General features: G+C 55.4%; 34 protein-coding genes. 3 read left to right on the top strand and 31 right to left on the bottom strand.

Features of this window, described 5'->3' with window-relative positions; translation table 11 throughout:
* Positions 1-237: 237 nt before the first annotated feature.
* The 28 genes from rplQ to rpsJ all read right to left on the bottom strand — a co-directional run bounded on the left by rplQ (position 238) and on the right by rpsJ (position 13,861).
* Positions 238-621, bottom strand: a complete 384-nt coding sequence (gene rplQ / locus BN1115_RS08255) for a 50S ribosomal protein L17 (RefSeq protein ID WP_005307999.1) — start codon at positions 619-621, stop codon at positions 238-240.
* Between the two features lie 43 nt (positions 622-664).
* The gene (locus BN1115_RS08250; protein WP_042656783.1) at positions 665-1,654 is read right to left on the bottom strand and encodes a DNA-directed RNA polymerase subunit alpha; all 990 of its coding nucleotides are present in this window, start codon (positions 1,652-1,654) and stop codon (positions 665-667) included.
* Positions 1,655-1,679: 25 nt separating this feature from the next.
* Complete coding sequence (gene rpsD, locus BN1115_RS08245) at positions 1,680-2,300, bottom strand: 30S ribosomal protein S4 (RefSeq protein WP_005340600.1); 621 nt, start codon at positions 2,298-2,300, stop codon at positions 1,680-1,682.
* Between the two features lie 39 nt (positions 2,301-2,339).
* Complete coding sequence (rpsK, locus tag BN1115_RS08240; RefSeq protein ID WP_005319702.1) at positions 2,340-2,729, bottom strand: 30S ribosomal protein S11; 390 nt, start codon at positions 2,727-2,729, stop codon at positions 2,340-2,342.
* 14 nt (positions 2,730-2,743) lie between these two features.
* Positions 2,744-3,100: a 30S ribosomal protein S13 gene (gene rpsM / locus BN1115_RS08235; RefSeq protein WP_005307991.1), complete on the bottom strand. Its 357-nt coding sequence runs from the start codon at positions 3,098-3,100 to the stop codon at positions 2,744-2,746.
* A 139-nt stretch (positions 3,101-3,239) separates the two neighbouring features.
* Positions 3,240-3,353, bottom strand: coding sequence for a 50S ribosomal protein L36 (gene rpmJ, locus BN1115_RS21595; RefSeq protein ID WP_005319705.1), 114 nt, complete (start codon positions 3,351-3,353; stop codon positions 3,240-3,242).
* 27 nt (positions 3,354-3,380) lie between these two features.
* Positions 3,381-4,709: a preprotein translocase subunit SecY gene (secY, locus tag BN1115_RS08230; RefSeq protein WP_042059159.1), complete on the bottom strand. Its 1,329-nt coding sequence runs from the start codon at positions 4,707-4,709 to the stop codon at positions 3,381-3,383.
* Positions 4,710-4,717: 8 nt separating this feature from the next.
* Positions 4,718-5,155 carry a 50S ribosomal protein L15 gene (gene rplO / locus BN1115_RS08225; RefSeq protein WP_033138839.1) on the bottom strand — a complete coding sequence of 146 codons (438 nt, stop codon included), beginning with the start codon at positions 5,153-5,155 and terminating at the stop codon, positions 4,718-4,720.
* 2 nt (positions 5,156-5,157) lie between these two features.
* Complete coding sequence (rpmD, locus tag BN1115_RS08220) at positions 5,158-5,337, bottom strand: 50S ribosomal protein L30 (RefSeq protein ID WP_005307985.1); 180 nt, start codon at positions 5,335-5,337, stop codon at positions 5,158-5,160.
* 6 nt (positions 5,338-5,343) lie between these two features.
* Positions 5,344-5,844: a 30S ribosomal protein S5 gene (gene rpsE, locus BN1115_RS08215; RefSeq protein WP_005340605.1), complete on the bottom strand. Its 501-nt coding sequence runs from the start codon at positions 5,842-5,844 to the stop codon at positions 5,344-5,346.
* Positions 5,845-5,858: 14 nt separating this feature from the next.
* Complete coding sequence (gene rplR, locus BN1115_RS08210; RefSeq protein ID WP_005340606.1) at positions 5,859-6,212, bottom strand: 50S ribosomal protein L18; 354 nt, start codon at positions 6,210-6,212, stop codon at positions 5,859-5,861.
* A gap of 9 nt (positions 6,213-6,221) precedes the next feature.
* Positions 6,222-6,755 carry a 50S ribosomal protein L6 gene (gene rplF, locus BN1115_RS08205; RefSeq protein ID WP_005340607.1) on the bottom strand — a complete coding sequence of 178 codons (534 nt, stop codon included), beginning with the start codon at positions 6,753-6,755 and terminating at the stop codon, positions 6,222-6,224.
* Between the two features lie 13 nt (positions 6,756-6,768).
* Positions 6,769-7,161 carry a 30S ribosomal protein S8 gene (gene rpsH, locus BN1115_RS08200; RefSeq protein ID WP_005307980.1) on the bottom strand — a complete coding sequence of 131 codons (393 nt, stop codon included), beginning with the start codon at positions 7,159-7,161 and terminating at the stop codon, positions 6,769-6,771.
* Between the two features lie 21 nt (positions 7,162-7,182).
* Positions 7,183-7,488, bottom strand: a complete 306-nt coding sequence (gene rpsN / locus BN1115_RS08195; RefSeq protein WP_005340609.1) for a 30S ribosomal protein S14 — start codon at positions 7,486-7,488, stop codon at positions 7,183-7,185.
* Between the two features lie 10 nt (positions 7,489-7,498).
* The gene (gene rplE, locus BN1115_RS08190; protein ID WP_005331162.1) at positions 7,499-8,038 is read right to left on the bottom strand and encodes a 50S ribosomal protein L5; all 540 of its coding nucleotides are present in this window, start codon (positions 8,036-8,038) and stop codon (positions 7,499-7,501) included.
* Positions 8,039-8,051: 13 nt separating this feature from the next.
* Entirely contained in the window at positions 8,052-8,369 is a 318-nt protein-coding gene (gene rplX, locus BN1115_RS08185; protein WP_005307977.1) for a 50S ribosomal protein L24, read from the bottom strand.
* A gap of 11 nt (positions 8,370-8,380) precedes the next feature.
* Positions 8,381-8,749: a 50S ribosomal protein L14 gene (gene rplN / locus BN1115_RS08180; protein ID WP_005307975.1), complete on the bottom strand. Its 369-nt coding sequence runs from the start codon at positions 8,747-8,749 to the stop codon at positions 8,381-8,383.
* A 147-nt stretch (positions 8,750-8,896) separates the two neighbouring features.
* The gene (gene rpsQ, locus BN1115_RS08175) at positions 8,897-9,145 is read right to left on the bottom strand and encodes a 30S ribosomal protein S17 (protein ID WP_033138836.1); all 249 of its coding nucleotides are present in this window, start codon (positions 9,143-9,145) and stop codon (positions 8,897-8,899) included.
* Positions 9,145-9,336 carry a 50S ribosomal protein L29 gene (rpmC, locus tag BN1115_RS08170; protein ID WP_005307965.1) on the bottom strand — a complete coding sequence of 64 codons (192 nt, stop codon included), beginning with the start codon at positions 9,334-9,336 and terminating at the stop codon, positions 9,145-9,147. The genes rpsQ and rpmC overlap by 1 nt, the downstream gene beginning before the upstream one ends.
* Positions 9,336-9,749: a 50S ribosomal protein L16 gene (gene rplP / locus BN1115_RS08165; RefSeq protein WP_005340612.1), complete on the bottom strand. Its 414-nt coding sequence runs from the start codon at positions 9,747-9,749 to the stop codon at positions 9,336-9,338. The genes rpmC and rplP overlap by 1 nt, the downstream gene beginning before the upstream one ends.
* 13 nt (positions 9,750-9,762) lie before the next feature.
* The gene (gene rpsC / locus BN1115_RS08160) at positions 9,763-10,476 is read right to left on the bottom strand and encodes a 30S ribosomal protein S3 (RefSeq protein WP_005307962.1); all 714 of its coding nucleotides are present in this window, start codon (positions 10,474-10,476) and stop codon (positions 9,763-9,765) included.
* 3 nt (positions 10,477-10,479) lie between these two features.
* On the bottom strand, positions 10,480-10,824 hold the full coding sequence (gene rplV / locus BN1115_RS08155; RefSeq protein WP_005319741.1) for a 50S ribosomal protein L22: 345 nt from the start codon (positions 10,822-10,824) through the stop codon (positions 10,480-10,482).
* Positions 10,825-10,834: 10 nt separating this feature from the next.
* Positions 10,835-11,113, bottom strand: coding sequence for a 30S ribosomal protein S19 (gene rpsS, locus BN1115_RS08150; RefSeq protein ID WP_005307960.1), 279 nt, complete (start codon positions 11,111-11,113; stop codon positions 10,835-10,837).
* A 22-nt stretch (positions 11,114-11,135) separates the two neighbouring features.
* Positions 11,136-11,957 (bottom strand): 50S ribosomal protein L2, encoded by an 822-nt coding sequence (gene rplB, locus BN1115_RS08145; protein ID WP_005340614.1) that lies wholly within the window; start codon positions 11,955-11,957, stop codon positions 11,136-11,138.
* A 15-nt stretch (positions 11,958-11,972) separates the two neighbouring features.
* Positions 11,973-12,275 (bottom strand): 50S ribosomal protein L23, encoded by a 303-nt coding sequence (rplW, locus tag BN1115_RS08140; RefSeq protein WP_005331199.1) that lies wholly within the window; start codon positions 12,273-12,275, stop codon positions 11,973-11,975.
* Positions 12,272-12,877, bottom strand: a complete 606-nt coding sequence (gene rplD / locus BN1115_RS08135; RefSeq protein ID WP_025325386.1) for a 50S ribosomal protein L4 — start codon at positions 12,875-12,877, stop codon at positions 12,272-12,274. Before rplD ends, rplW begins: the two co-directional genes overlap by 4 nt.
* A gap of 17 nt (positions 12,878-12,894) precedes the next feature.
* Positions 12,895-13,527, bottom strand: a complete 633-nt coding sequence (gene rplC, locus BN1115_RS08130; protein ID WP_005340620.1) for a 50S ribosomal protein L3 — start codon at positions 13,525-13,527, stop codon at positions 12,895-12,897.
* Between the two features lie 22 nt (positions 13,528-13,549).
* Positions 13,550-13,861 (bottom strand): 30S ribosomal protein S10, encoded by a 312-nt coding sequence (rpsJ, locus tag BN1115_RS08125; RefSeq protein ID WP_005307944.1) that lies wholly within the window; start codon positions 13,859-13,861, stop codon positions 13,550-13,552.
* Positions 13,862-14,239: 378 nt separating this feature from the next.
* On the opposite strand from rpsJ, the gene BN1115_RS08120 reads away from it, so the two are divergent.
* Entirely contained in the window at positions 14,240-15,166 is a 927-nt protein-coding gene (locus BN1115_RS08120) for a DMT family transporter (RefSeq protein WP_042656782.1), read from the top strand.
* 37 nt (positions 15,167-15,203) lie between these two features.
* Here the strand turns inward: BN1115_RS08120 and envZ are convergent, their stop codons facing one another.
* Together envZ and ompR are read right to left on the bottom strand one after the other, a co-directional pair.
* Positions 15,204-16,514, bottom strand: a complete 1,311-nt coding sequence (envZ, locus tag BN1115_RS08115) for a two-component system sensor histidine kinase EnvZ (RefSeq protein ID WP_042656781.1) — start codon at positions 16,512-16,514, stop codon at positions 15,204-15,206.
* Positions 16,511-17,233 carry an osmolarity response regulator transcription factor OmpR gene (gene ompR, locus BN1115_RS08110; protein WP_005340625.1) on the bottom strand — a complete coding sequence of 241 codons (723 nt, stop codon included), beginning with the start codon at positions 17,231-17,233 and terminating at the stop codon, positions 16,511-16,513. Before ompR ends, envZ begins: the two co-directional genes overlap by 4 nt.
* A 246-nt stretch (positions 17,234-17,479) precedes the next feature.
* Between ompR and greB the strand changes: the two genes are divergently transcribed.
* Positions 17,480-17,953: a transcription elongation factor GreB gene (gene greB, locus BN1115_RS08105; RefSeq protein WP_042059173.1), complete on the top strand. Its 474-nt coding sequence runs from the start codon at positions 17,480-17,482 to the stop codon at positions 17,951-17,953.
* A gap of 202 nt (positions 17,954-18,155) precedes the next feature.
* The gene (locus BN1115_RS08100) at positions 18,156-20,465 is read left to right on the top strand and encodes a Tex family protein (protein WP_042656784.1); all 2,310 of its coding nucleotides are present in this window, start codon (positions 18,156-18,158) and stop codon (positions 20,463-20,465) included.
* A gap of 60 nt (positions 20,466-20,525) precedes the next feature.
* Here BN1115_RS08100 and BN1115_RS08095 read toward each other — a convergent pair.
* Positions 20,526-20,937: transposase (locus BN1115_RS08095; protein WP_042656780.1), on the bottom strand; the 412-nt coding region annotated here is incomplete at its 5' end.

The raw sequence follows: 20,937 nt of genomic DNA, 5'->3' as shown, positions 1-20,937 counted from the left end.
GAAGCAGATGAGTCATGTGTGGTAGTTGAGGCAGTTGAGGCAGTTGAGGCAGTTGAGGCAGTTGAGGCAGTTGAGGCAGTTGAGGCAGTTGAGGCAGTTGAGGCAGTTGAGGCAGTTGAGGCAGTTGAGGCAGTTGAGGCAGTTGAGGCAGTTGAGGCAGTTGAGGCAGTTGAGGCAGTTGAGGCAGTGTCAGGATTCATTAAAAGAAAAGCCGGGACAAGCCCGGCTTTTTCTTTATCACTCAGCAGCTGCTTCAGCAGCGGCCGGGCGGTCTACCAGCTCAATGTAAGCCATAGGGGCGTTGTCGCCAGCACGGAAACCGCATTTCAGAATGCGAGTATAACCGCCGGCGCGCTCCAGGTAGCGCGGGCCCAGTTCATTGAACAGCTTAGCCACGATCGCGTTGTCGCGAGTGCGGGCAAATGCCAGACGACGATTAGCAACGCTATCAGTCTTGGCAAGGGTGATCAGCGGTTCAACTACACGACGCAGCTCTTTTGCCTTAGGCAGAGTCGTCTTGATGATCTCATGACGAACCAGGGAGCTGGCCATGTTGCGGAACATTGCCTGACGATGGCTGCTGTTCCGGTTCAGTTGACGACCACTCAAACGATGGCGCATGACCTTATCCTTCTAACTAAATCTGTGAAACCCGTAATCTGGATTACTCGTCAGCGATGCTGGCGGGCGGCCAGTTCTCAAGGCGCATGCCAAGAGACAGACCACGGGAGGCCAACACGTCCTTGATCTCAGTCAGGGACTTCTTACCAAGGTTAGGAGTCTTAAGCAACTCAACCTCAGTACGCTGTACCAGATCACCAATATAGTGGATAGCTTCTGCCTTCAGACAGTTCGCAGAACGAACTGTCAGCTCCAAATCATCGACAGGACGTAGCAGAATCGGATCAAACTCGGGTTTCTCTTCTTTCTTCTCGGGCACGCTGACATCGCGCAGATCCACGAAGGCTTCCAGTTGCTCGGCCAGAATAGTGGCAGAACGACGGATGGCTTCTTCAGGATCCAGGGTACCATTGGTCTCCATGTCGATGACCAGCTTGTCCAAGTCGGTTCGCTGTTCCACACGTGCTGCCTCAACATTGTAGGCAATACGAACGATGGGGCTGAACGCGGAGTCCAGCAGCAGGCGACCAATCGGACGCTCTTCGTCATCGTTGTGAACACGAGCAGAAGCAGGCACATAACCACGACCACGCTGAACTTTCAGGCGCATGCCGATTTCAGCATTGGCACCAGTCAGGTGGCAGATTACGTGCTCCGGGTTTACGATCTCGACTTCATCACCGTGAGTGATATCACCAGCGGTAACGGGGCCTGTTCCAGACTTGGTCAGGGACAGAGTTACCTCGTCCTTGCCTTCCAGCTTCACAGCGATACCTTTCAGGTTGAGCAGGATTTCGAGAATGTCTTCCTGTACACCTTCTTTGCTGCTGTACTCATGCAGTACCCCGTCAATTTCGACTTCAGTAACTGCACAACCGGGCATAGATGACAGCAAAATACGACGCAGGGCGTTGCCCAGCGTGTGACCAAAGCCACGCTCAAGTGGCTCAAGAGTCACTTTCGCATGAGTCGGGCTAACTTGCTCGATGTCAACTAGCCGCGGTTTAAGAAAATCTGTTACAGAACCCAGCATTGTGTCCTCTCTTTAGAAGCTAGCTTTACTTGGAGTAAAGCTCGACGATCAGCTGTTCGTTAATGTCGGCAGACAGGTCGGAACGCTCTGGCAGACGCTTGAAAGCACCTTCCATTTTAGCGGCGTCAACCTCTACCCAAGTCGGCTTCTCGCGCTGACCAGCAACTTCCAGGGAAGCTTTGATACGCGCTTGCTTCTTAGCCTTCTCACGAACGCAGATCACGTCCTCAGGGGAAACCTGGAAAGAAGGAATGTTCACAACGCGACCGTTTACCATGATGGCCTTGTGGCTCACCAGCTGACGAGATTCAGCACGGGTAGCGCCGAAGCCCATACGGTAAACAACGTTGTCCAAACGACCTTCCAGCAGCTGCAACAGGTTTTCACCGGTGTTACCCTTTTGACGGGCAGCGTCGCGGTAGTAGTTGCGGAACTGTTTTTCCAATACGCCGTAGATACGACGAACTTTTTGTTTCTCGCGCAGCTGAACACCGTAGTCGGACAGACGCGCTTTACGCGCACCGTGCTGACCAGGGGCGGTGTCAATCTTGCACTTAGAATCAATCGCACGAACACCAGACTTCAGGAAGAGGTCGGTGCCCTCACGACGGCTAAGCTTAAGCTTAGGACCGATATATCTTGCCATCTTCTTTCTCCAACAATCCTAGACCAAGTTGCTACAGCGTTATACGCGGCGCTTCTTGGGAGGACGACAACCGTTGTGCGGGATCGGAGTCACATCAGTAATATTAGTGATGCGGAAACCAGCCGCGTTCAGAGCGCGGATGGAAGACTCACGACCGGGACCCGGACCTTTGACCATGACTTCCAGGTTCTTCACGCCGTATTCTTTGGCGATCTCACCAGCACGCTCAGCAGCTACCTGGGCAGCAAACGGAGTGGACTTACGGGAACCACGGAAACCTGAACCACCGGAGGTAGCCCATGACAGAGCATTGCCCTGACGGTCAGTAATGGTCACGATTGTGTTGTTGAAAGATGCATGAACGTGCGCAATACCGTCGCTCACTTGCTTTTTAACGCGCTTGCGAGCACGAGTCGGAGTTTTAGCCATTTTCTACCTTCCCGTTACTTCTTGATAGCCTTGCGCGGACCCTTACGGGTACGAGCGTTGGTCTTGGTACGTTGACCACGAACAGGCAGGCTACGACGGTGACGCAAACCACGGTAGCAACCCAGATCCATCAATCGCTTGATGTTCATGGAAATCTGACGACGCAGGTCACCTTCAACGGTGAATTTACCTACTTGTTCACGCAGACTCTCGATCTGAGCTTCGTCCAGGTCTTTAATTTTCACATTCTCAGCGATACCGGCTGCGGCACAGATGGCCTTGGAGCGGGTACGACCGACGCCATAAATCGCAGTCAAAGCGATGACTGCATGCTTATGGTCAGGAATGTTAATGCCAGCGATACGGGCCACTATTCACTCCTACATATAGTAGATTACGACCACCACAAAGCCCGTGAGCGGATACGTGGCGGTCAACCAATACACAACAAAAGTTGGCTGGCTATATTAGCCAGCACAACTATTTGTTGCAAGTACTAACCGTAAAAAATTAGCCTTGGCGCTGTTTATGCTTTGGCTCGCTGCAAATCACACGCACCACACCGTGACGCTTGATGATTTTGCAGTTACGGCAGATTGCCTTAACGGAAGCACGAACTTTCATTGCTTAACTCCGTAACTACGCCGACCTTTAGCGGCCGTAGCCCTTCAGGTTGGCCTTCCTCAGGACGTCGCCATATTGATGAGACATCATATGGGTTTGTACCTGAGCCATGAAGTCCATGATAACTACCACGATAATCAGCAGCGAAGTGCCACCGAAATAGAACTGTACGTTCCAGGCAGTCATCAAGAACTGGGGTACCAGACAGATAAAGGTTATATAGAGCGCACCTGCCAATGTCAGGCGAGTCATAACCTTATCGATGTAACGTGCTGTCTGCTCGCCCGGGCGAATCCCCGGGATAAAGGCTCCACTCTTCTTCAGATTATCTGCTGTCTCGCGGGGGTTGAACACCAGCGCGGTATAGAAGAAGCAGAAGAAGATAATGGCTGCTGCATACAGCATCTCGTAAAGCGGTTGACCCGGCTGCAGGACCATAGAGACCTGTTGCAGGATGTCAGCTACTTTACCCTCGCCCTGACCAAACCAAGAGGTAATGGTCCCCGGGAAGAGGATGATACTGGATGCGAAAATCGCAGGAATCACACCGGCCATATTCACTTTCAACGGCAGGTGTGTGCTTTGCGCGGCGAATACCTGGCGGCCTTGTTGACGCTTGGCATAGTTAACGACGATACGACGCTGACCACGCTCCACGAACACCACAAAGTAAGTCACTGCGAAAACAATCAAGCCCAGCAACAACAACAGCAGGATGTGCAATTCCCCTTGACGTGCCTGTTCGGCCGTAGCGCCAATGGCATGCGGTAGACCAGCAACGATACCCGTGAAAATAATCAACGAGATACCATTACCAATCCCACGCTCGGTAATCTGTTCACCCAACCACATCAAAAACATGGTACCGGTGACCAGACTTACAACCGCTGTGAAATAGAAGCCTAAACCCGGATGAGTCACGAGTCCATGCATCATATTCGGCAGACCGGTTGCAATACCAATTGCCTGGAAAGTTCCCAAAACCAGCGTGCCCCAACGGGTATATTGGCTAATCTTGCGACGGCCGGATTCACCTTCTTTCTTGAGTTCAGCAAGAGCGGGGTGAACCACAGTCAGCAGCTGGATAATGATCGACGCCGAAATGTACGGCATGATCCCCAACGCAAGAATAGAAGCACGCGAGAGTGCACCACCACTGAACATGTTGAACATCTCAATGATGGTGCCCTTCTGTTGCTGGAACAACTCGGCCAGTACGGCGGCGTCAATACCAGGAATCGGCACATAAGAGCCTGCACGGAAAACGATAATCGCCCCGAGAACGAAGAGCAGACGGCTCTTCAGTTCACTCAGACCACCCTGTGCTTTAACATCCAATCCTGGTTTCTTAGCCATTGTACTGATTATTCCTCGATTTTACCGCCAGCGGCCTCGATGGCTGCACGTGCACCTTTGGTGACGGACAGACCACGAACGGTCACAGCACGGTCAATGTTGCCAGACAGAACAACTTTAGCGAATACGATGTTCTTAGTAACAACACCGGCTTGCTTCAGAGTGCTCAGATCGACCACATCACCTTCCACCATGGCGATTTCGTTCAGACGCACTTCGGCAGAAACCAAAGATTTGCGAGAGAAGAAACCGAACTTCGGCAGACGGATTTTCAAAGGCATCTGGCCGCCTTCGAAACCGTTGCGGACTTTACCGCCACCGGAACGAGAGGTTTGGCCTTTAACACCACGACCACCAGTCTTGCCCAGGCCGGAGCCGATACCACGGCCACGACGTTGTTTTTCAGGCTTGGAACCAGCGGCCGGAGACAGAGTGTTCAGACGCATGCTTAGCCCTCCACCTTAACCATGTAATAAACCTGGTTGATCATGCCGCGTACGCAAGGAGTATCTTCCAGCTCAACGGTGTGACCAATGCGACGCAGACCCAGACCACGCAGAGTCGCCTTGTGCTTTGGCAGACGGCCGATAGAGCTGCGAGTTTGAGTTACTTTTACAGTGTTAGCCATGTCGCATTACCCCAGAATTTCTTCAACGCGCAGACCACGCTTGGCAGCGATCTGTTCCGGTGATTGACCGTGAACCAGAGCGTCTACAGTTGCGCGAACAACGTTGATTGGGTTGGTGGAACCGTAGGTCTTGGCCAGCACGTTGTGGATACCGGCAACTTCCAGAACAGCACGCATGGCGCCGCCTGCAATGATACCAGTACCTTGAGAGGCCGGCTTCATGAACACGGTGGAGCCAGAGTGAACACCACGCACCGGGTGGTGCAGAGTGCCGTTGTTCAGCTCAACCTTGTTCAGGTTACGCTTAGCCTGTTCCATTGCTTTTTGAATAGCAGCCGGAACTTCACGGGCTTTACCGTAACCGTAACCTACACGGCCGTTACCATCACCCACCACGGTCAACGCGGTGAAGGACATGATACGACCACCTTTAACAGTTTTCGAAACACGGTTTACTGCAATGAGCTTTTCTTGCAGTTCGCCGGCTTGAGATTCGACTTTAGCCATCTTCGACTCCTAGCTTAGAACTGAAGACCAGCGTCACGTGCGGCAGCTGCCAGAGCAGCAATGCGACCGTGATACTTGAAACCGGAACGATCGAAAGATACGTTCTGAACGCCTTTGGCAATAGCACGCTCAGCGATAGCTTTACCTACAGCGGTAGCAGCATCTGCATTACCGGTGTATTTCAGAGCTTCACTGATGGCTTTCTCTACTGTGGAAGCAGAGGCCAGAACTTCGGAACCGTTGGCTGCAATAACCTGCGCATAGATATGACGCGGGGTACGGTGAACAACCAGACGGGTGGCTCCCAGTTCCTGCATCTTTTTCCGAGCACGAGTAGCACGACGGAGACGAGCTGCTTTCTTGTCCATAGTGTTACCTTACTTCTTCTTAGCTTCTTTAGTACGCACTTGCTCGTTGGCATAGCGTACACCCTTGCCCTTGTAGGGCTCCGGAGCGCGGTAAGCACGGATATCGGCGGCGACTTGGCCAACCAGCTGCTTGTCGACGCCACGCAGAACGATTTCTGTAGCAGTCGGGCACTCAGCGGTCACACCAGCCGGCAGCGCATGCTCTACCGGGTGAGAGAAGCCCAGAGCCAGCGCAACAGCATTGCCCTTGATGGAGGCTTTATAACCTACACCAACCAGCTGCAGCTTGCGCTCGAAGCCTTGGGTAACACCGATTACCATGTTGTTGACCAATGCACGGGCAGTACCGGCCTGAGCGTCAGCACCAGCGATGCTGCCGCGCGGGGCGAACTTGAGTACATTGTCTTCTTTGGTCACTTCTACACCGGCGTGAATAGAGCGAACCAGAGAACCTTTACCACCTTTGATGGTCAGTTCCTGGCCGTTCAGAGTCACCTCTACGCCAGCAGGAATAGTGACGGGTGCCTTAGCAACACGAGACATTTCCTACCTCCTATTAAGCGACGTAGCAGATGATCTCACCGCCCATGCTTGCTTTGCGAGCAGCACGGTCAGTCATCACACCTTTAGACGTGGACACGATAGCAACACCGAGACCGCCCATAACTTTCGGCAGATCAGTAGTGCGCTTGTAAATACGCAGGCCTGGACGGCTTACGCGTTGGATCAGTTCTACAACTGGCTTGCCCTGGAAATATTTCAGTTCAATTTCCAGTTCCGGCTTCACGTCACCAGCTACGGAGTAGCCAGCGATGTAACCTTCTTCTTTCAGCACTTTGGCGATAGCCACTTTCAGCTTGGAAGAAGGCATGGAAACCGCAACTTTGCTCGCCGCCTGACCGTTACGGATGCGGGTCAGCATATCCGCGATCGGATCTTGCATGCTCATAAGTCTAACTCCCGAGATTCGTTACCAAGAAGCCTTCTTCAGGCCCGGAATTTCGCCCTTCATGGCATGCTCACGCACCTTGATGCGAGACAGGCCAAACTTGCGCAGGAAACCGTGCGGACGACCAGTAATATTGCAACGGTTACGCTGGCGGGACGGACTGGAATCACGGGGCAGCTGTTGCAGTTGCAGTACAGCATCCCAACGCGCTTCTTCAGAAGCGTTCATGTCAACGATGATAGCTTTCAGCTCGGCACGCTTGGTCGCGTACTTGGCTACCAGCTTGGCACGCTTTGCTTCGCGCGCTTTCATGGATGTTTTAGCCATAACCCTAACCTTACTTGCGGAATGGGAAGTTAAAGGCAGCCAGCAGAGCACGGCCTTCTTCATCGGTATTCGCGGAAGTGGTGATGGTGATATCCAAACCACGGACGCGATCGACTTTGTCATAGTCGATTTCCGGGAAGATGATCTGCTCACGCACGCCCATGGAGTAGTTACCACGACCGTCGAACGCTTTAGCGTTCAGGCCACGGAAGTCACGGATACGCGGTACGGAGATGCAGATCAGCCGTTCCAGGAACTCCCACATACGCTCGCCACGCAGGGTTACTTTACAACCTATCGGGTAGCCTTCACGAATCTTGAAGCCCGCAACAGATTTGCGAGCTTTGGTGATCAGCGGCTTCTGACCGGAAATGGCAGCCATATCGGCAGCAGCATTTTCCAGCAATTTCTTGTCAGAGATCGCTTCACCAACACCCATGTTCAGGGTGATTTTCTCGATCCGAGGGACTTGCATGATAGTCTTGTAACCGAACTGCTTTGACAGTTCATTTACTACATCGGATTTGTAGTAATCATGCAGTTTCGCCATCGTTAAACTCCAATTACTTCACAAGTTCGCCGGTGGATTTGAAGAAACGGACTTTTTTGCCGTCTTCAATCCGGAAACCAACGCGGTCAGCTTTGCCAGTGGCAGAGTTGAACAGCGCTACGTTTGATACATCGATGGGGGCTTCTTTGGTGACGATACCGCCAGCCTGACCCAGTGCGGGTACCGGCTTCTGGTGTTTCTTCACCTGGTTGATGCCTTCAACGATTACCTTACCTTTTGCAATCAGGACTTGAGTGACTTTGCCACGCTTGCCCTTGTCTTTGCCGGTAAGTACGATCACTTCGTCTTCGCGACGGATTTTAGCTGCCATCGTTCGACTCCTTACAGTACTTCGGGTGCCAGGGACACAATCTTCATGAACTTCTCATTACGCAGTTCACGGGTCACCGGGCCAAAAATACGAGTACCGATTGGCTGTTGGTTGTTGTTAAGCAACACAGCCGCATTGTTGTCGAAACGGATGACAGAGCCGTCCGGACGACGAACGCCTTTACGGGTGCGTACGACCACCGCGTTATACACATCACCTTTCTTCACTTTACCGCGAGGAATAGCTTCCTTGATGGAAACCTTGATGATGTCGCCGATGCCGGCGTAACGGCGGTGCGAGCCACCCAGAACCTTAATACACATTACACTGCGAGCGCCGGAGTTGTCGGCAACACCCAGCATACTTTGCATCTGGATCATCTTAGTGCTCCGCTTTGTTTACTTCTTATCCCTGATGGGATCTGGCTGCCTTCAAAAGGCGCGAAACTATAACACAGGATTTTTAGAAAAGGTAGCCTAAAAAACAAACGGCCCCTGAAGGGGGCCGTTTGGACTACAAAGTACCGATTAGGCCTTTTCTAAGATCGCAACCAGGGTCCAGGACTTGGTCTTGGACAGCGGGCGGCATTCGCGGATTTCCACGAGATCGCCTGCTTTACACTCGTTGGTCTCGTCATGCACGTGCAGCTTGGTAGTGCGCTTGATGATCTTACCGTAGATCGGGTGCTTTACCTTGCGCTCGATAGCAACAGTGATGGACTTGTCCATCTTGTCGCTGATTACACGACCTTGCAGAGTACGGATCTTGTCAGTCATTACGCACCTGCCTTCTCAGTCAGTACAGTCTTGATACGTGCGACGTCACGACGCACTTGTTTCAGAGTGTGAGTCTGAGCCAGCTGGCCGGTGGACGCTTGCATGCGCATGTTGAATTGCTCACGCAGCAGGCCCAGCAGCTCCTGGTTCAGTTCTTCGACGCTCTTTTGACGCAGATCTTGGGCTTTCATCACATCACCGTCTTAATTACGAAAGTGGTCTGAACAGACAGCTTAGCTGCGGCCAGGGCAAACGCTTCACGCGCCAGAGCCTCAGGTACACCGTCCATCTCGTACAGAACCTTGCCAGGCTGGATCGGGCAAACCCAGTATTCCACGTTACCCTTACCTTTACCCATACGAACTTCGAGGGGCTTTTCGGTGATGGGCTTGTCCGGGAACACACGGATCCAGATCTTACCTTGACGCTTAACGTGACGGGTCATGGCACGACGGGCTGCTTCGATTTGACGAGCAGTCAGTTGACCACGGGATGTCGCCTTCAGGCCAAAGGTACCGAAGGATACTTCGTTACCAGAGGTGGCCAGACCGCGGTTACGACCCTTGTGGGTCTTGCGGAATTTAGTACGCTTAGGTTGCAACATTTACCGAATCTCCTTACTTAGCAGCGCGGCGCTTGTTGTCACGCTTGGGCTTTGCAGGAGCTTGCTCTTGAGCAGCGGCAGCGTTAACAGCAGCCAGACCGCCCAGAACTTCGCCCTTGAAGATCCAAACTTTAACGCCGATCACACCGTAAGTGGTGTGGGCTTCAGAAGTTGCGTAGTCGATGTCGGCACGCAGGGTGTGCAACGGCACACGACCTTCACGGTACCATTCGGTACGCGCGATTTCAGCGCCGCCCAGACGACCGGAAACTTCCACTTTGATGCCCTTGGCACCCAGGCGCATTGCGTTCTGTACGGCGCGCTTCATAGCACGACGGAACATTACACGACGCTCCAGCTGGGAAGTGATGCTGTCGGCAACGAGTTTGCCATCCAGCTCCGGCTTGCGGACTTCGGAAATGTTGATCTGAGCAGGCACGCCAGCAATAGTGGCTACAGCTTTGCGCAGTTTCTCAACGTCTTCGCCTTTCTTACCGATGACAACACCCGGACGAGCGGTGTGAATGGTCACACGGATGCTCTTGGCCGGACGCTCAATGGTGATCTTGGACAAGGACGCGTTTTTCAGTTCCTTGGTCAGGAACTGGCGTACTTGAAAATCGCTGTACAGGTTGTCAGCGAAGTCTTTGGTGTTCGCGAACCAGGTAGAATTCCAAGGCTTGGTAATACCCAGGCGAATGCCATTAGGATGTACTTTCTGACCCATTGCTTATCTCCCAGCCTTAGCGTCGGATACCACTACAGTGATGTGAGCGGTACGCTTGAGGATACGATCCGCACGACCTTTGGCACGCGGACGGATGCGCTTCATGGAGGGACCTTCGTCGACCATGATAGTAGCAACACGCAGCGCGTCGATATCGGCGCCTTCGTTGTGCTCAGCGTTTGCAATGGCAGATTCCAGCACTTTCTTAACCAGCACAGCAGCCTTTTTCGGGCTGAAGGTCAGGATATTCAGAGCCTTGTCTACGGACAGACCACGTACTTGATCGGCTACCAGACGAGCTTTCTGGGCAGAAGTACGGGCATAACGGTGTTTAGCGATAGCTTCCATCATTTATCCCTTAGCGCTTCTTAGCCTTCTTATCAGCAGCATGGCCGCGATAAGTACGAGTCGGTGCGAATTCACCCAGTTTGTGACCGATCATTTCTTCGGTAACGAAAACCGGAACGTGCTGACGACCATTATGGACAGCGATGGTCAAACCGATCATGTTCGGGATGATCATTGAACGACGGGACCAGGTCTTAACCGGCTTTTTATCCCCGCTTTCCACCGCTTTCTCTACCTTCTTCAGCAAGTGCAGGTCAATAAATGGACCCTTCTTGAGAGAACGTGGCATGGTGATTCCTCTATGTTAACAATTACTTGTTACGACGACGTACGATGTACTTGTCGGTACGCTTGTTCTTACGGGTCTTGAAGCCTTTAGCCTTCTGGCCCCATGGGGACACAGGCTGCATGCCTTTGTTACGACCCTCACCACCACCGTGCGGGTGATCAACCGGGTTCATCGCCATACCGCGAACGGTCGGACGAATACCACGCCAGCGGTTTGCACCGGCTTTACCCAGTTGACGCAACATGTGCTCGGAGTTACCGACTTCACCGATGGTAGCGCGGCACTCGGCCAGAACTTTACGTACTTCGCCGGAACGCAGACGCAGAGTTACATAGTTACCTTCACGAGCCAGGATCTGGATGAAAGTACCAGCGGAACGAGCCAGCTGGGCACCTTTACCAGGCTTCATCTCTACAGCGTGAACGGTAGAACCAACCGGGATGTTGCGCATCGGCAGGGCGTTACCTACCTTGATGGCTGCATCAGCACCAGAAGCGATTGCGTCACCAGCTTTCAGGCCTTTCGGAGCCAGGATGTAACGACGCTCACCGTCTGCATACAACACCAGAGCGATGTTAGCGGTACGGTTAGGATCGTATTCCAGGCGCTCTACTTTAGCCGGGATACCGTCTTTGTCGCGTTTGAAGTCGACGATACGGTAGTGCTGCTTGTGACCACCACCGATATGACGGGTAGTGATACGGCCGTTGTTGTTACGACCACCGGACTTGCTTTTGCTGTCCAGCAGAGCGGCAAAGGGCTTACCCTTGTACAGCTCTTGATTGACGATCTTGACGACGTGACGGCGGCCCGGAGAAGTAGGCTTGCACTTAACGATTGCCATTTTTGAGAACTCCTCTTACTCGGCTGCGCCCATGAAGTCGATGTCCTGACCAGCTTTCAGGGTCACATAAGCCTTTTTCCAATCGGAACGACGGCCTACACGCGCACCTGAGCGCTTGGTCTTACCCTTCATGTTCAGGGTACGGACGGTCTCAACTTCGACCTCGAACAGTTTCGCAACTGCAGCTTTGACTTCCGCCTTGGTGGCATCAACAGCAACTTTGAACACGATAGTGTTCTGCTTTTCTGCGACCATGGTGCTCTTTTCAGAGATGTGCGGAGCCTTCAGAACTTTCAACAGACGTTCTTCGCGGATCATGCCAGCATCTCCTCGATTTGCTTAACTGCATCAGCAGTCATCAGAATCTTGTCGAAGGCGATCAGGCTGACCGGGTCGATACCGGCAACATCACGCACGTCGACCTTGTACAGGTTGCGAGCAGCCAGGAACAGGTTCTCATCGACTTCAGCAGTCACGATCAGAACGTCAGTCAGTTCCATCTCTTTCAGCTTGGCGATCAGTTCTTTGGTCTTCGGCGCTTCGATGCCGAATTTCTCGACAACGATCAGGCGCTCTTGACGTACCAGCTCGGACAGAATGCTACGGATAGCGCCGCGGTACATCTTCTTGTTTACTTTCTGGCTGTGATCTTGCGGCTTAGCAGCAAAAGTCACACCACCGGAACGCCAGATGGGCGAACGGATGGAGCCAGCACGGGCACGACCAGTACCCTTCTGACGCCACGGCTTTTTGCCGCCACCAGACACTTCAGAGCGAGTCAGCTGCGCACGAGTACCCTGACGGGCACCAGCGGCATATGCAACGACGACCTGGTGAACCAGAGCTTCGTTGAATTCGCGCCCGAAGGTAGTCTCGGAAACTTCAAGAGCGCTCTTGGCGTCTTTCATTACCAATTCCATTACTATCTCCTCAGACGTTACGCTTTGACGGCAGGTTTGACGATCACGTTGCCGTTGGTTGCACCCGGTACTGCGCCTTTGATGAGCAGCAGGTTGCGTTCAGCGTCAACACGAACCAGTTCCAGGTTCTGAGTCGTTACACGCTCAGCACCCATGTGACCAGCCATCTTTTTGCCCTTGAATACACGACCCGGAGTCTGGTTCTGACCGATAGAACCCGGAACGCGGTGAGACAAGGAGTTACCGTGGGTCATATCCTGGGTGCGGAAGTTGTGGCGCTTAACAGTACCAGCAAAGCCTTTACCTTTGGATGTGCCAGTAACGTCTACCAGCTTAACGTCAGCGAGAAGATCTACTTTCAGCTCGCTACCAACAGTGAAAGTTTCACCGTTGTTCAGGCGGAATTCCCACAGACCGCGACCGGCTTCTACACCAGCTTTGGCGAAGTGGCCAGCTTCCGGCTTGGTCACACGGCTGGCTTTTTTGGCGCCAGTGGTAACCTGAATAGCGTTGTAGCCGTCGGTTTCTACAGATTTGACCTGAGTTACACGGTTAGCTTCAACTTCGATAACAGTCACCGGGATAGAAACGCCATCTTCAGTGAAGATGCGAGTCATACCCACTTTGCGACCTACAAGACCGATTGTCATTGTTATCAACCTCTTTCCGTAATTAACCCAGGCTGATCTGGACGTCTACACCAGCTGCCAGATCCAGACGCATCAGGGCGTCTACGGTCTTGTCAGTCGGCTCAACGATGTCTACCAGACGCTTGTGAGTGCGGATCTCGTACTGATCACGCGCATCTTTGTTGACGTGCGGGGAGATCAGGACGGTGAAGCGCTCTTTGCGAGTCGGCAGCGGAATAGGACCGCGAACCTGCGCGCCAGTGCGCTTTGCAGTTTCAACGATTTCCGCAGTGGATTGATCAATCAGGCGATGATCAAAAGCCTTCAGGCGGATACGGATTCTTTGGTTCTGCATTGACAGAGCTCCAATAGATAAAAGAACATAAATCAACACCGCCCGACCGAGATCTCTCCCGCCAGAGGTGTGATTTTTCACGTTTCCTCCCATATCGGGAGGACTGTATGGCTGGTCTCTGCAAGCAGTAAACTCAGCAGCAGACATATCGTCTGGCTTACCTCATGGGTAAGCGGAGGGGATTATACGGATTTTTTCAATTTGCGCAAGAGAGGGCGAACAGATTGTGCACAATTTTCTGTGACAGATGGATCTCTGTCACCGTCCCCGAAAAGGCTCGTCCATGACAGGAATCACCTCAAGGAATGTCCGGCGTCACGACAAGCTCGTCAATGGGCTGATAGACTGCCGCTTTCTTCCGTTCATGACACGACAGCGATGATCAAAGATCAAAAGAAAGCCTACCAGTACGCACTCTGCGCCGTGGCGCTCTGGTCCACGGTGGCAACGGCCTTCAAGATTTCCCTCACCTATTTTGCGCCGGTGCAACTGCTGCTGGTTGCGGCGCTGACCTCGACCCTGCTGCTGGGCACCATAGTGCTCAAGCAGGGCAAACTGTCGCTGCTCTGCAGCTATCTGCGTAGCCGCCCGCTCTATTACCTGATGCTGGGGGTGATGAATCCCTTCCTCTATTACCTGCTGCTGTTCAAAGCCTATGATCTGCTACCGGCCCAGCAGGCGCAGACCCTCAGCTACACCTGGGCCATCACCCTCACACTGCTCTCGGTGCCGTTCCTCGGCCAGACCCTGCGCCGCCGCGACGGGGTGGCTATCGTGCTGGGTTATTTCGGAGCGCTGGTCATTGCCACCAAGGGGGATGTCTTCGGACTGCACTTTGACAATCCCCTGGGGGTGGCACTGGTGCTGCTCTCGACCCTGATCTGGGCCACCTACTGGATCCTCAATACCCGCAATCAGGGGGATCCCGTCGTCAGCCTGCTGCTTGGTTTCATTATCAGCCTCCCCTTCATCGTGCTCGCCACCTGGCTGCTGGCCGACTTCCAGCTGACCGCCTGGCAAGGCTGGCTGGGCGCCATTTATGTCGGGATCATCGAGATGGGATTTGGTTTCGTACTCTGGCTGATGGCAATGCGCCATGCCACCAACACGGCCCCCATCAGCAACCTCATCTTCATCTCGCCGTTTGCCTCGCTGGTGCTGCTCAACCTGCTGGTTGGCGAGGCGATCCACCCAGCCACCCCCATCGGGCTGGGATTGATCGTGGCGGCCCTGCTGATCCAGCAACTGAGATATGGCAAACGCTATCGCAAGGCGGCCACCACCACTCCAGAGAAAGTGGTCTGATCATGCAAAAGGGCGTATCCACCGATACGCCCTTCTTTCAATCCATCCACTCCTGCGGCTGGTGTTTCGGCAATCGCACCTCAACCAGCAAGCCGCCGAGCTCCGAACTCCCCAGTCGGATAGTGCCGTGGTGCTGGGCGACTATCTTGGCCACAATCGCCAGACCAAGACCGCTACCACCGACAGTGCGTGCCACATTGCCCTGGGTGAAGGGCTTGAGTACCCGGGCATAATCCTGCTCGGGAATACCGGGGCCATCATCTGACAGGCGCAAGCGCACCCAGTGACCATCGTCCTTCAATTCGGCATGCAGCCTGCTTGCCCCATAACGCAACGAGTTGCTTGAGAGGTTGTTCAACACCCGTCGCATGCTGACCGGATTGCAGGCCACCCGCACCGCATCCTGCGGCAGCGCCAGTTCCACCTCCAGCCCCTGTTCCGAGTAGATCAGCAAGGTATCGTGCACCAGCTGGGTCAGGTCGATCGGCATCAGGTCCTGCCCCTCATCAGGGCGGATATAGTCGATGAACTGATCGATGATGGCATTGGACTCATCAATATCGGAATTGATGCTCTCCTTGAGGTACTCGTCACCGGAGGACATCATCTCGGTGGCCAGCCGGATGCGGGTCAGCGGGGTGCGCAGATCGTGGGATACCCCCGCCATCATCAGGTTACGCTCCTCGATCAGGCTCTTGATGGAGTGCGACATGTGGTTGAAGGTGCGGGTCAACCGCCGCACTTCCCGTGACCCCAACTCCCCCAGCGCCTCGGGGAAATGCCCCTTGGCCACCGCCACCGCGCCAGCCTCGAGATCCTCGAGCGGGCGCACCAGCTGGCGGGCAAAGCGCCAGGCCGCAAACAGGGTGATCACCAGCAGCACGCTCAGATAGATAATGAGGGGTTCGATATCGTCATCTTCAATCTCGGTCAGCGGGATCCGCACCCAGATTTTGCTGGCCTGCGGCGGCTGGATCCAGATGATGTAGTGATCCTGGATCTCGACCCGCACCTTGGCTGGACCACCCAGTTCGCGGCTGATGTTCTCCTCCAGATAGGGGTACGGCTTGGCATCGTTGAAGCCATGCTGCACCGCCTCGCTCTGGGTATAGATATCGGTGCCGGTCGTCACATAGACCAGCGCCTCGGCATCTTCACTCAGCGCCAGTTGTTCCGTGTTGACCGGAAAGATCAGCTTGACCTGATTGGCCAGCAGGTGACTGATCTGCTTGACGGTTGGCGCCAGCAGATAGTTGTAGAAGGTAACGTAGGAAACCGCTTGATAGACCACCAGCACGGCGGCCAGAAACCAGAGCATGCGCGAGAACATGCTGCCGACCTTTTTCATGCACCGTCACCATCTGGCACGAACACATACCCCAGACCCCAGACGGTCTGTAGATAGCGGGGCTGGGCCGGGTCCTGCTCCAGCAGGCGGCGCAAGCGGGAAACCTGCACGTCGATGCTACGCTCGGTGGCGGTGTATTCGCGGCCACGAGCCAGATTCATCAACTTGTCGCGAGAGAGCGGCTCGCGCGGATGGCTGACCAGTACCTTGAGCACCGCAAATTCACCGCTGGTGAGCGCCATCGGCTCACCATCCCGGCTCAGCTCGCGGGTAGCCAGATTGAGCTGGAAGGCACCGAAGTTGACCACCTTCTCTGCTGCAGAGGGAGCCCCCGGCAACTCGACGGTATGGCGGCGCAACACGGCACGGATCCGCGCCAGCAATTCGCGGGGATTGAACGGCTTGGGCAGATAGTCATCGGCTCCCATCTCGAGCCCGACGATGCGATCCACTTCATCCCCCTTGGCGGTGAGCATCAGCACCGGGATCTGGTTGCCCGCTTCCCGCAGACGGCGGCAGATGGAGAGCCCATCCTCCCCCGGCAACATCAGGTCGAGCACCATCAGGCTGAAGTTTTCACGAGTCAGCAAGCGATCAGCCTGTTCACCATTGGCCACTCCGCGCACCACGAATCCCTGCTCGGTGAGATAGCGCTCCAACAGGGAACGTAATTTCAGGTCATCGTCCACGACCAGGACCTTGTATTGCTGCTGACTCATTGCTTTGCCTCTTATTCTTTAGCTGCCCCCAATACTAGGGGGGGATATCACGGGAGCAAAGCATAAATATGTTACCGGTTATTACCCATCCCGAGAGCGTGACGGCCATCAAGTCACCGACCTCGCCACCCCCTCTTGAGGGATCCCGCCAGACCAGTACGATTTATCTCGACAGAAAAGGGACAAAAGCTAATATTCCCGAGCAGTTAGCGATGATTACCCCTCTTTGACCAGGTCCGCATCACCATGAAGACAAAGCTGATCACCCGCGAAGGCTACAACAAGCTGAAAGAAGAGCTCGATTTCCTCTGGCGTCAGGAGCGCCCCGAGGTCACCAGGAAGGTGGCATGGGCTGCCAGCCTGGGGGATCGCAGCGAAAATGCCGACTACCAGTACAACAAGAAGCGGCTGCGGGAGATTGACCGGCGGGTACGCTACCTGCGCAAATGTCTCGAAGAGCTGGGGATCGTCGACTATGCCCCCGCGCAGGAGGGCAAGGTGTTCTTCGGCGCATGGGTCGAGGTGGAAAACGAAGAGGGCGAGACCAAGCGTTTTCGCATCGTCGGCTATGACGAAATCTTCGAGCGCAAGGATTACATCTCCATCGACTCCCCCATGGCCCGTGCCCTGCTCAAGAAAGAGGTCGGGGACGAAGCCATCGTCCGCACGCCAGTCGGTGACGCCTGCTGGTATATCAACGAGATCAGCTACCCCAAATAGTCGGACTGCTGGCGGGTTGCTTGCCACAGGCACATCCTGAGCAGCAGGTGCCAAGGCAAGATAAGCGCCATCCCCTACAGCCCCATCAATCTGCGTGACGGTGACCCCGGCGCAGGGTGGCATCCCGCTACACGACCCCATATAGTGCTCACACTTGGCGCCCGATGGCGCGGACTCGACCACAGAGGCCCTCAACAACATCATGATGCAAACCATAGAGAGACAGATTGCCGGTGAGCTCAATGCTCGCCCGGAGCAGGTGCAGGCAGCAGTGCGCCTGCTGGATGAAGGCTCGACCGTGCCCTTTATCGCCCGTTATCGCAAAGAGGTGACCGGCGGTCTGGACGATAGCCAGTTGCGTACTCTGGAGAGCCGCCTCGGCTATCTGCGTGAGCTGGAAGATCGCCGTCAGGTGATCATTCGCTCCATCGAGGAGCAGGGCAAGCTGACCCCCGAGCTGGCCCGCGAACTGCACGGCGCCGACAGCAAGACCCGGCTGGAAGATCTCTACCTTCCCTACAAGCCCAAACGCCGCACCAAGGGGCAGATGGCGATCGAAGCCGGGCTGGAGCCGCTGGCCAACCTGCTGCTCACCGATCCGATGCAGGATCCCGAGCAAGCGGCCGCCGCCTTCCTCAATCCCGAACTGGGCATTGCCGACAGCAAGGCCGCCCTCGACGGCGCCCGCTATATCCTGATGGAGCGCTTCGCCGAGCAGGCCGACCTGCTGGAGAAGCTGCGCGACTACCTGTGGCAAAATGCCACCCTGCGCGCCCGCGTGGTGGCAGGCAAGGAGCAGGAAGGGGCCAAGTTCAAGGATTACTTCGAACACGACGAACCGCTGCACAAGGCCCCCTCCCACCGGGTGCTGGCCATGCTGCGCGGCCGCAACGAGGGGATCCTCAATCTGGCGCTGGTCACCGGTGAGGATGAGGGTGCCAGCCCCTGCGAAGGGATCATTGCCCACCACCTCAAGCTCAATCTGCAGAACCGCCCAGCCGACAAGTGGCTGCATGGGGTGGTGAGCTGGACCTGGAAGATCAAGCTGTCGCTGCAGATGGAGACCGAGCTGATCGGCCGCATCCGCGAATCAGCCGAAGACGAGGCGATCAAGGTATTCGCCATGAACCTCAAGGATCTGCTGATGGCAGCCCCGGCCGGCATGCGCTGCACCATGGGGCTGGATCCGGGCATCCGCACCGGGGTCAAGGTAGCCGTAGTGGATGCCACCGGTAAGCTGGTCGATCACGCCACCATCTATCCATTCGAACCGAAACGCCAGATTGATCAGAGCCTCAAGACCCTGAGCGAGCTGTGCCAGAAACACAAGGTCGAGCTCATCAGCATCGGCAACGGCACCGCCTCGCGGGAGACCGACCGACTGGTGAGCGATCTGTTCGAGCGATACCCGGCCGCCAAGGCGCAGAAGATAGTAGTGAGCGAGGCAGGGGCCTCGGTCTACTCCGCCTCCGAGCTCGCCTCTCAGGAGTTCCCGGTTCTCGACGTTTCCATCCGTGGCGCTGTCTCCATCGCCCGCCGCCTGCAAGACCCGCTGGCCGAGCTGGTCAAGATCGACCCCAAGAGCATCGGGGTGGGCCAGTATCAGCACGATGTCGGCCAGAGCCAGCTGGCCCGCCGACTGGATGCGGTGGTCGAGGATTGCGTAAACGCGGTCGGTGTCGATGTGAACACCGCCTCGGTCGCCCTGCTCAACCGGGTTTCCGGCCTCTCCCAGACGCTGGCCCAGAACATCGTCGCCTACCGGGATGAAAACGGCGCCTTCAAGAGCCGTCAGCAGTTGCTGAAAGTGAGTCGACTCGGCCCCAAAGCCTTCGAACAGTGCGCCGGCTTCCTGCGCATTCGCGGCGGCAGCAATCCCCTCGACTGCTCGGCAGTGCACCCGGAGTCCTATCCGGTGGTGGAGCGGATCCTCGCCAAGCTGGAACAGACCGTGGAGAGCCTGCTCGGCAACAGCAGCCTGCTGCGCAGCCTGAAACCGGCCGACTACACCGATGAGCAATTCGGCGTACCCACCGTCACCGACATAATCGGCGAGCTGGACAAGCCGGGCCGCGACCCGCGCCCCGAGTTCAAAACCGCGACCTTCAAGGACGGGGTGGAGAAGATCAGCGATCTGGTGCCCGAGATGGTACTGGAAGGGGTGGTCACCAACGTCACCAACTTCGGCGCCTTCGTTGATATTGGTGTTCATCAGGATGGGCTGGTGCACATCTCCTCCCTGACCGACCGCTTCGTCAAGGATCCCCGCGAGGTGGTCAAGGCGGGCGACATTGTGCGGGTCAAGGTGCTGGAAGTGGACGCCCCGCGCAAGCGGATCAGCCTCACCATGCGTCTCGATGAAAAAGCGGGACAACCAGCCCGCAAACAAGCTGAAGCACGCAACAGCAGCGCTGGCAACGCCAAGCCAAGAAATGAGCCGCGGCAAAGCGCCCCTACGGGTGGCGCCATGGGCAACGCCTTCGCGGCGGCGCTCTCCAAAGCGAAAAAGTAACGAAGCCTTCCAGAAGCCCTCTGAATGCAAAAAGCCCCGCAAGGGGCTAATGCCAGTCAGTTAAGCCTGAATGGCATTGTTTTTATTGGCTTTTTTTACACTATACCTCTGTGGCCTTGGCTTCACGCAGCGGGGGTAACTTCGCTCCCTTCGTTCCGGCAGCACAAACTGCCCCGCTTGTTTCTCCAGCTCAGCCACCCGCTTCGGGATAGTCCCCGGTGATAGGTACGGCATGCAGCTCAGTTCATGGATAAGATAGACCGACGCCATGTGAAAACTCAGCTGACTCGCCGTGTATCCCTTCAGACTCGCCGCCATCTTTACCATCTGGCTGCGCAGCAGGTTGTACGCCAGCAGCACGCCCCACAGCTCCTGTCGTATGCCCGCCGCCTTCTTGCTGCGCAGGGTCAGTCGATGTTGTTGCAGGCTGTGCTTCATCTCCCGATAGCCCAGTTCGATTTCCCAGCGATGG

Source organism: Aeromonas allosaccharophila (genome assembly GCF_000819685.1).
Classification (GTDB): domain Bacteria; phylum Pseudomonadota; class Gammaproteobacteria; order Enterobacterales; family Aeromonadaceae; genus Aeromonas; species Aeromonas allosaccharophila.
The sequence above is the reverse complement of the archived record's forward strand: the minus strand, read 5'-3'. Positions and strand labels throughout refer to the sequence as shown.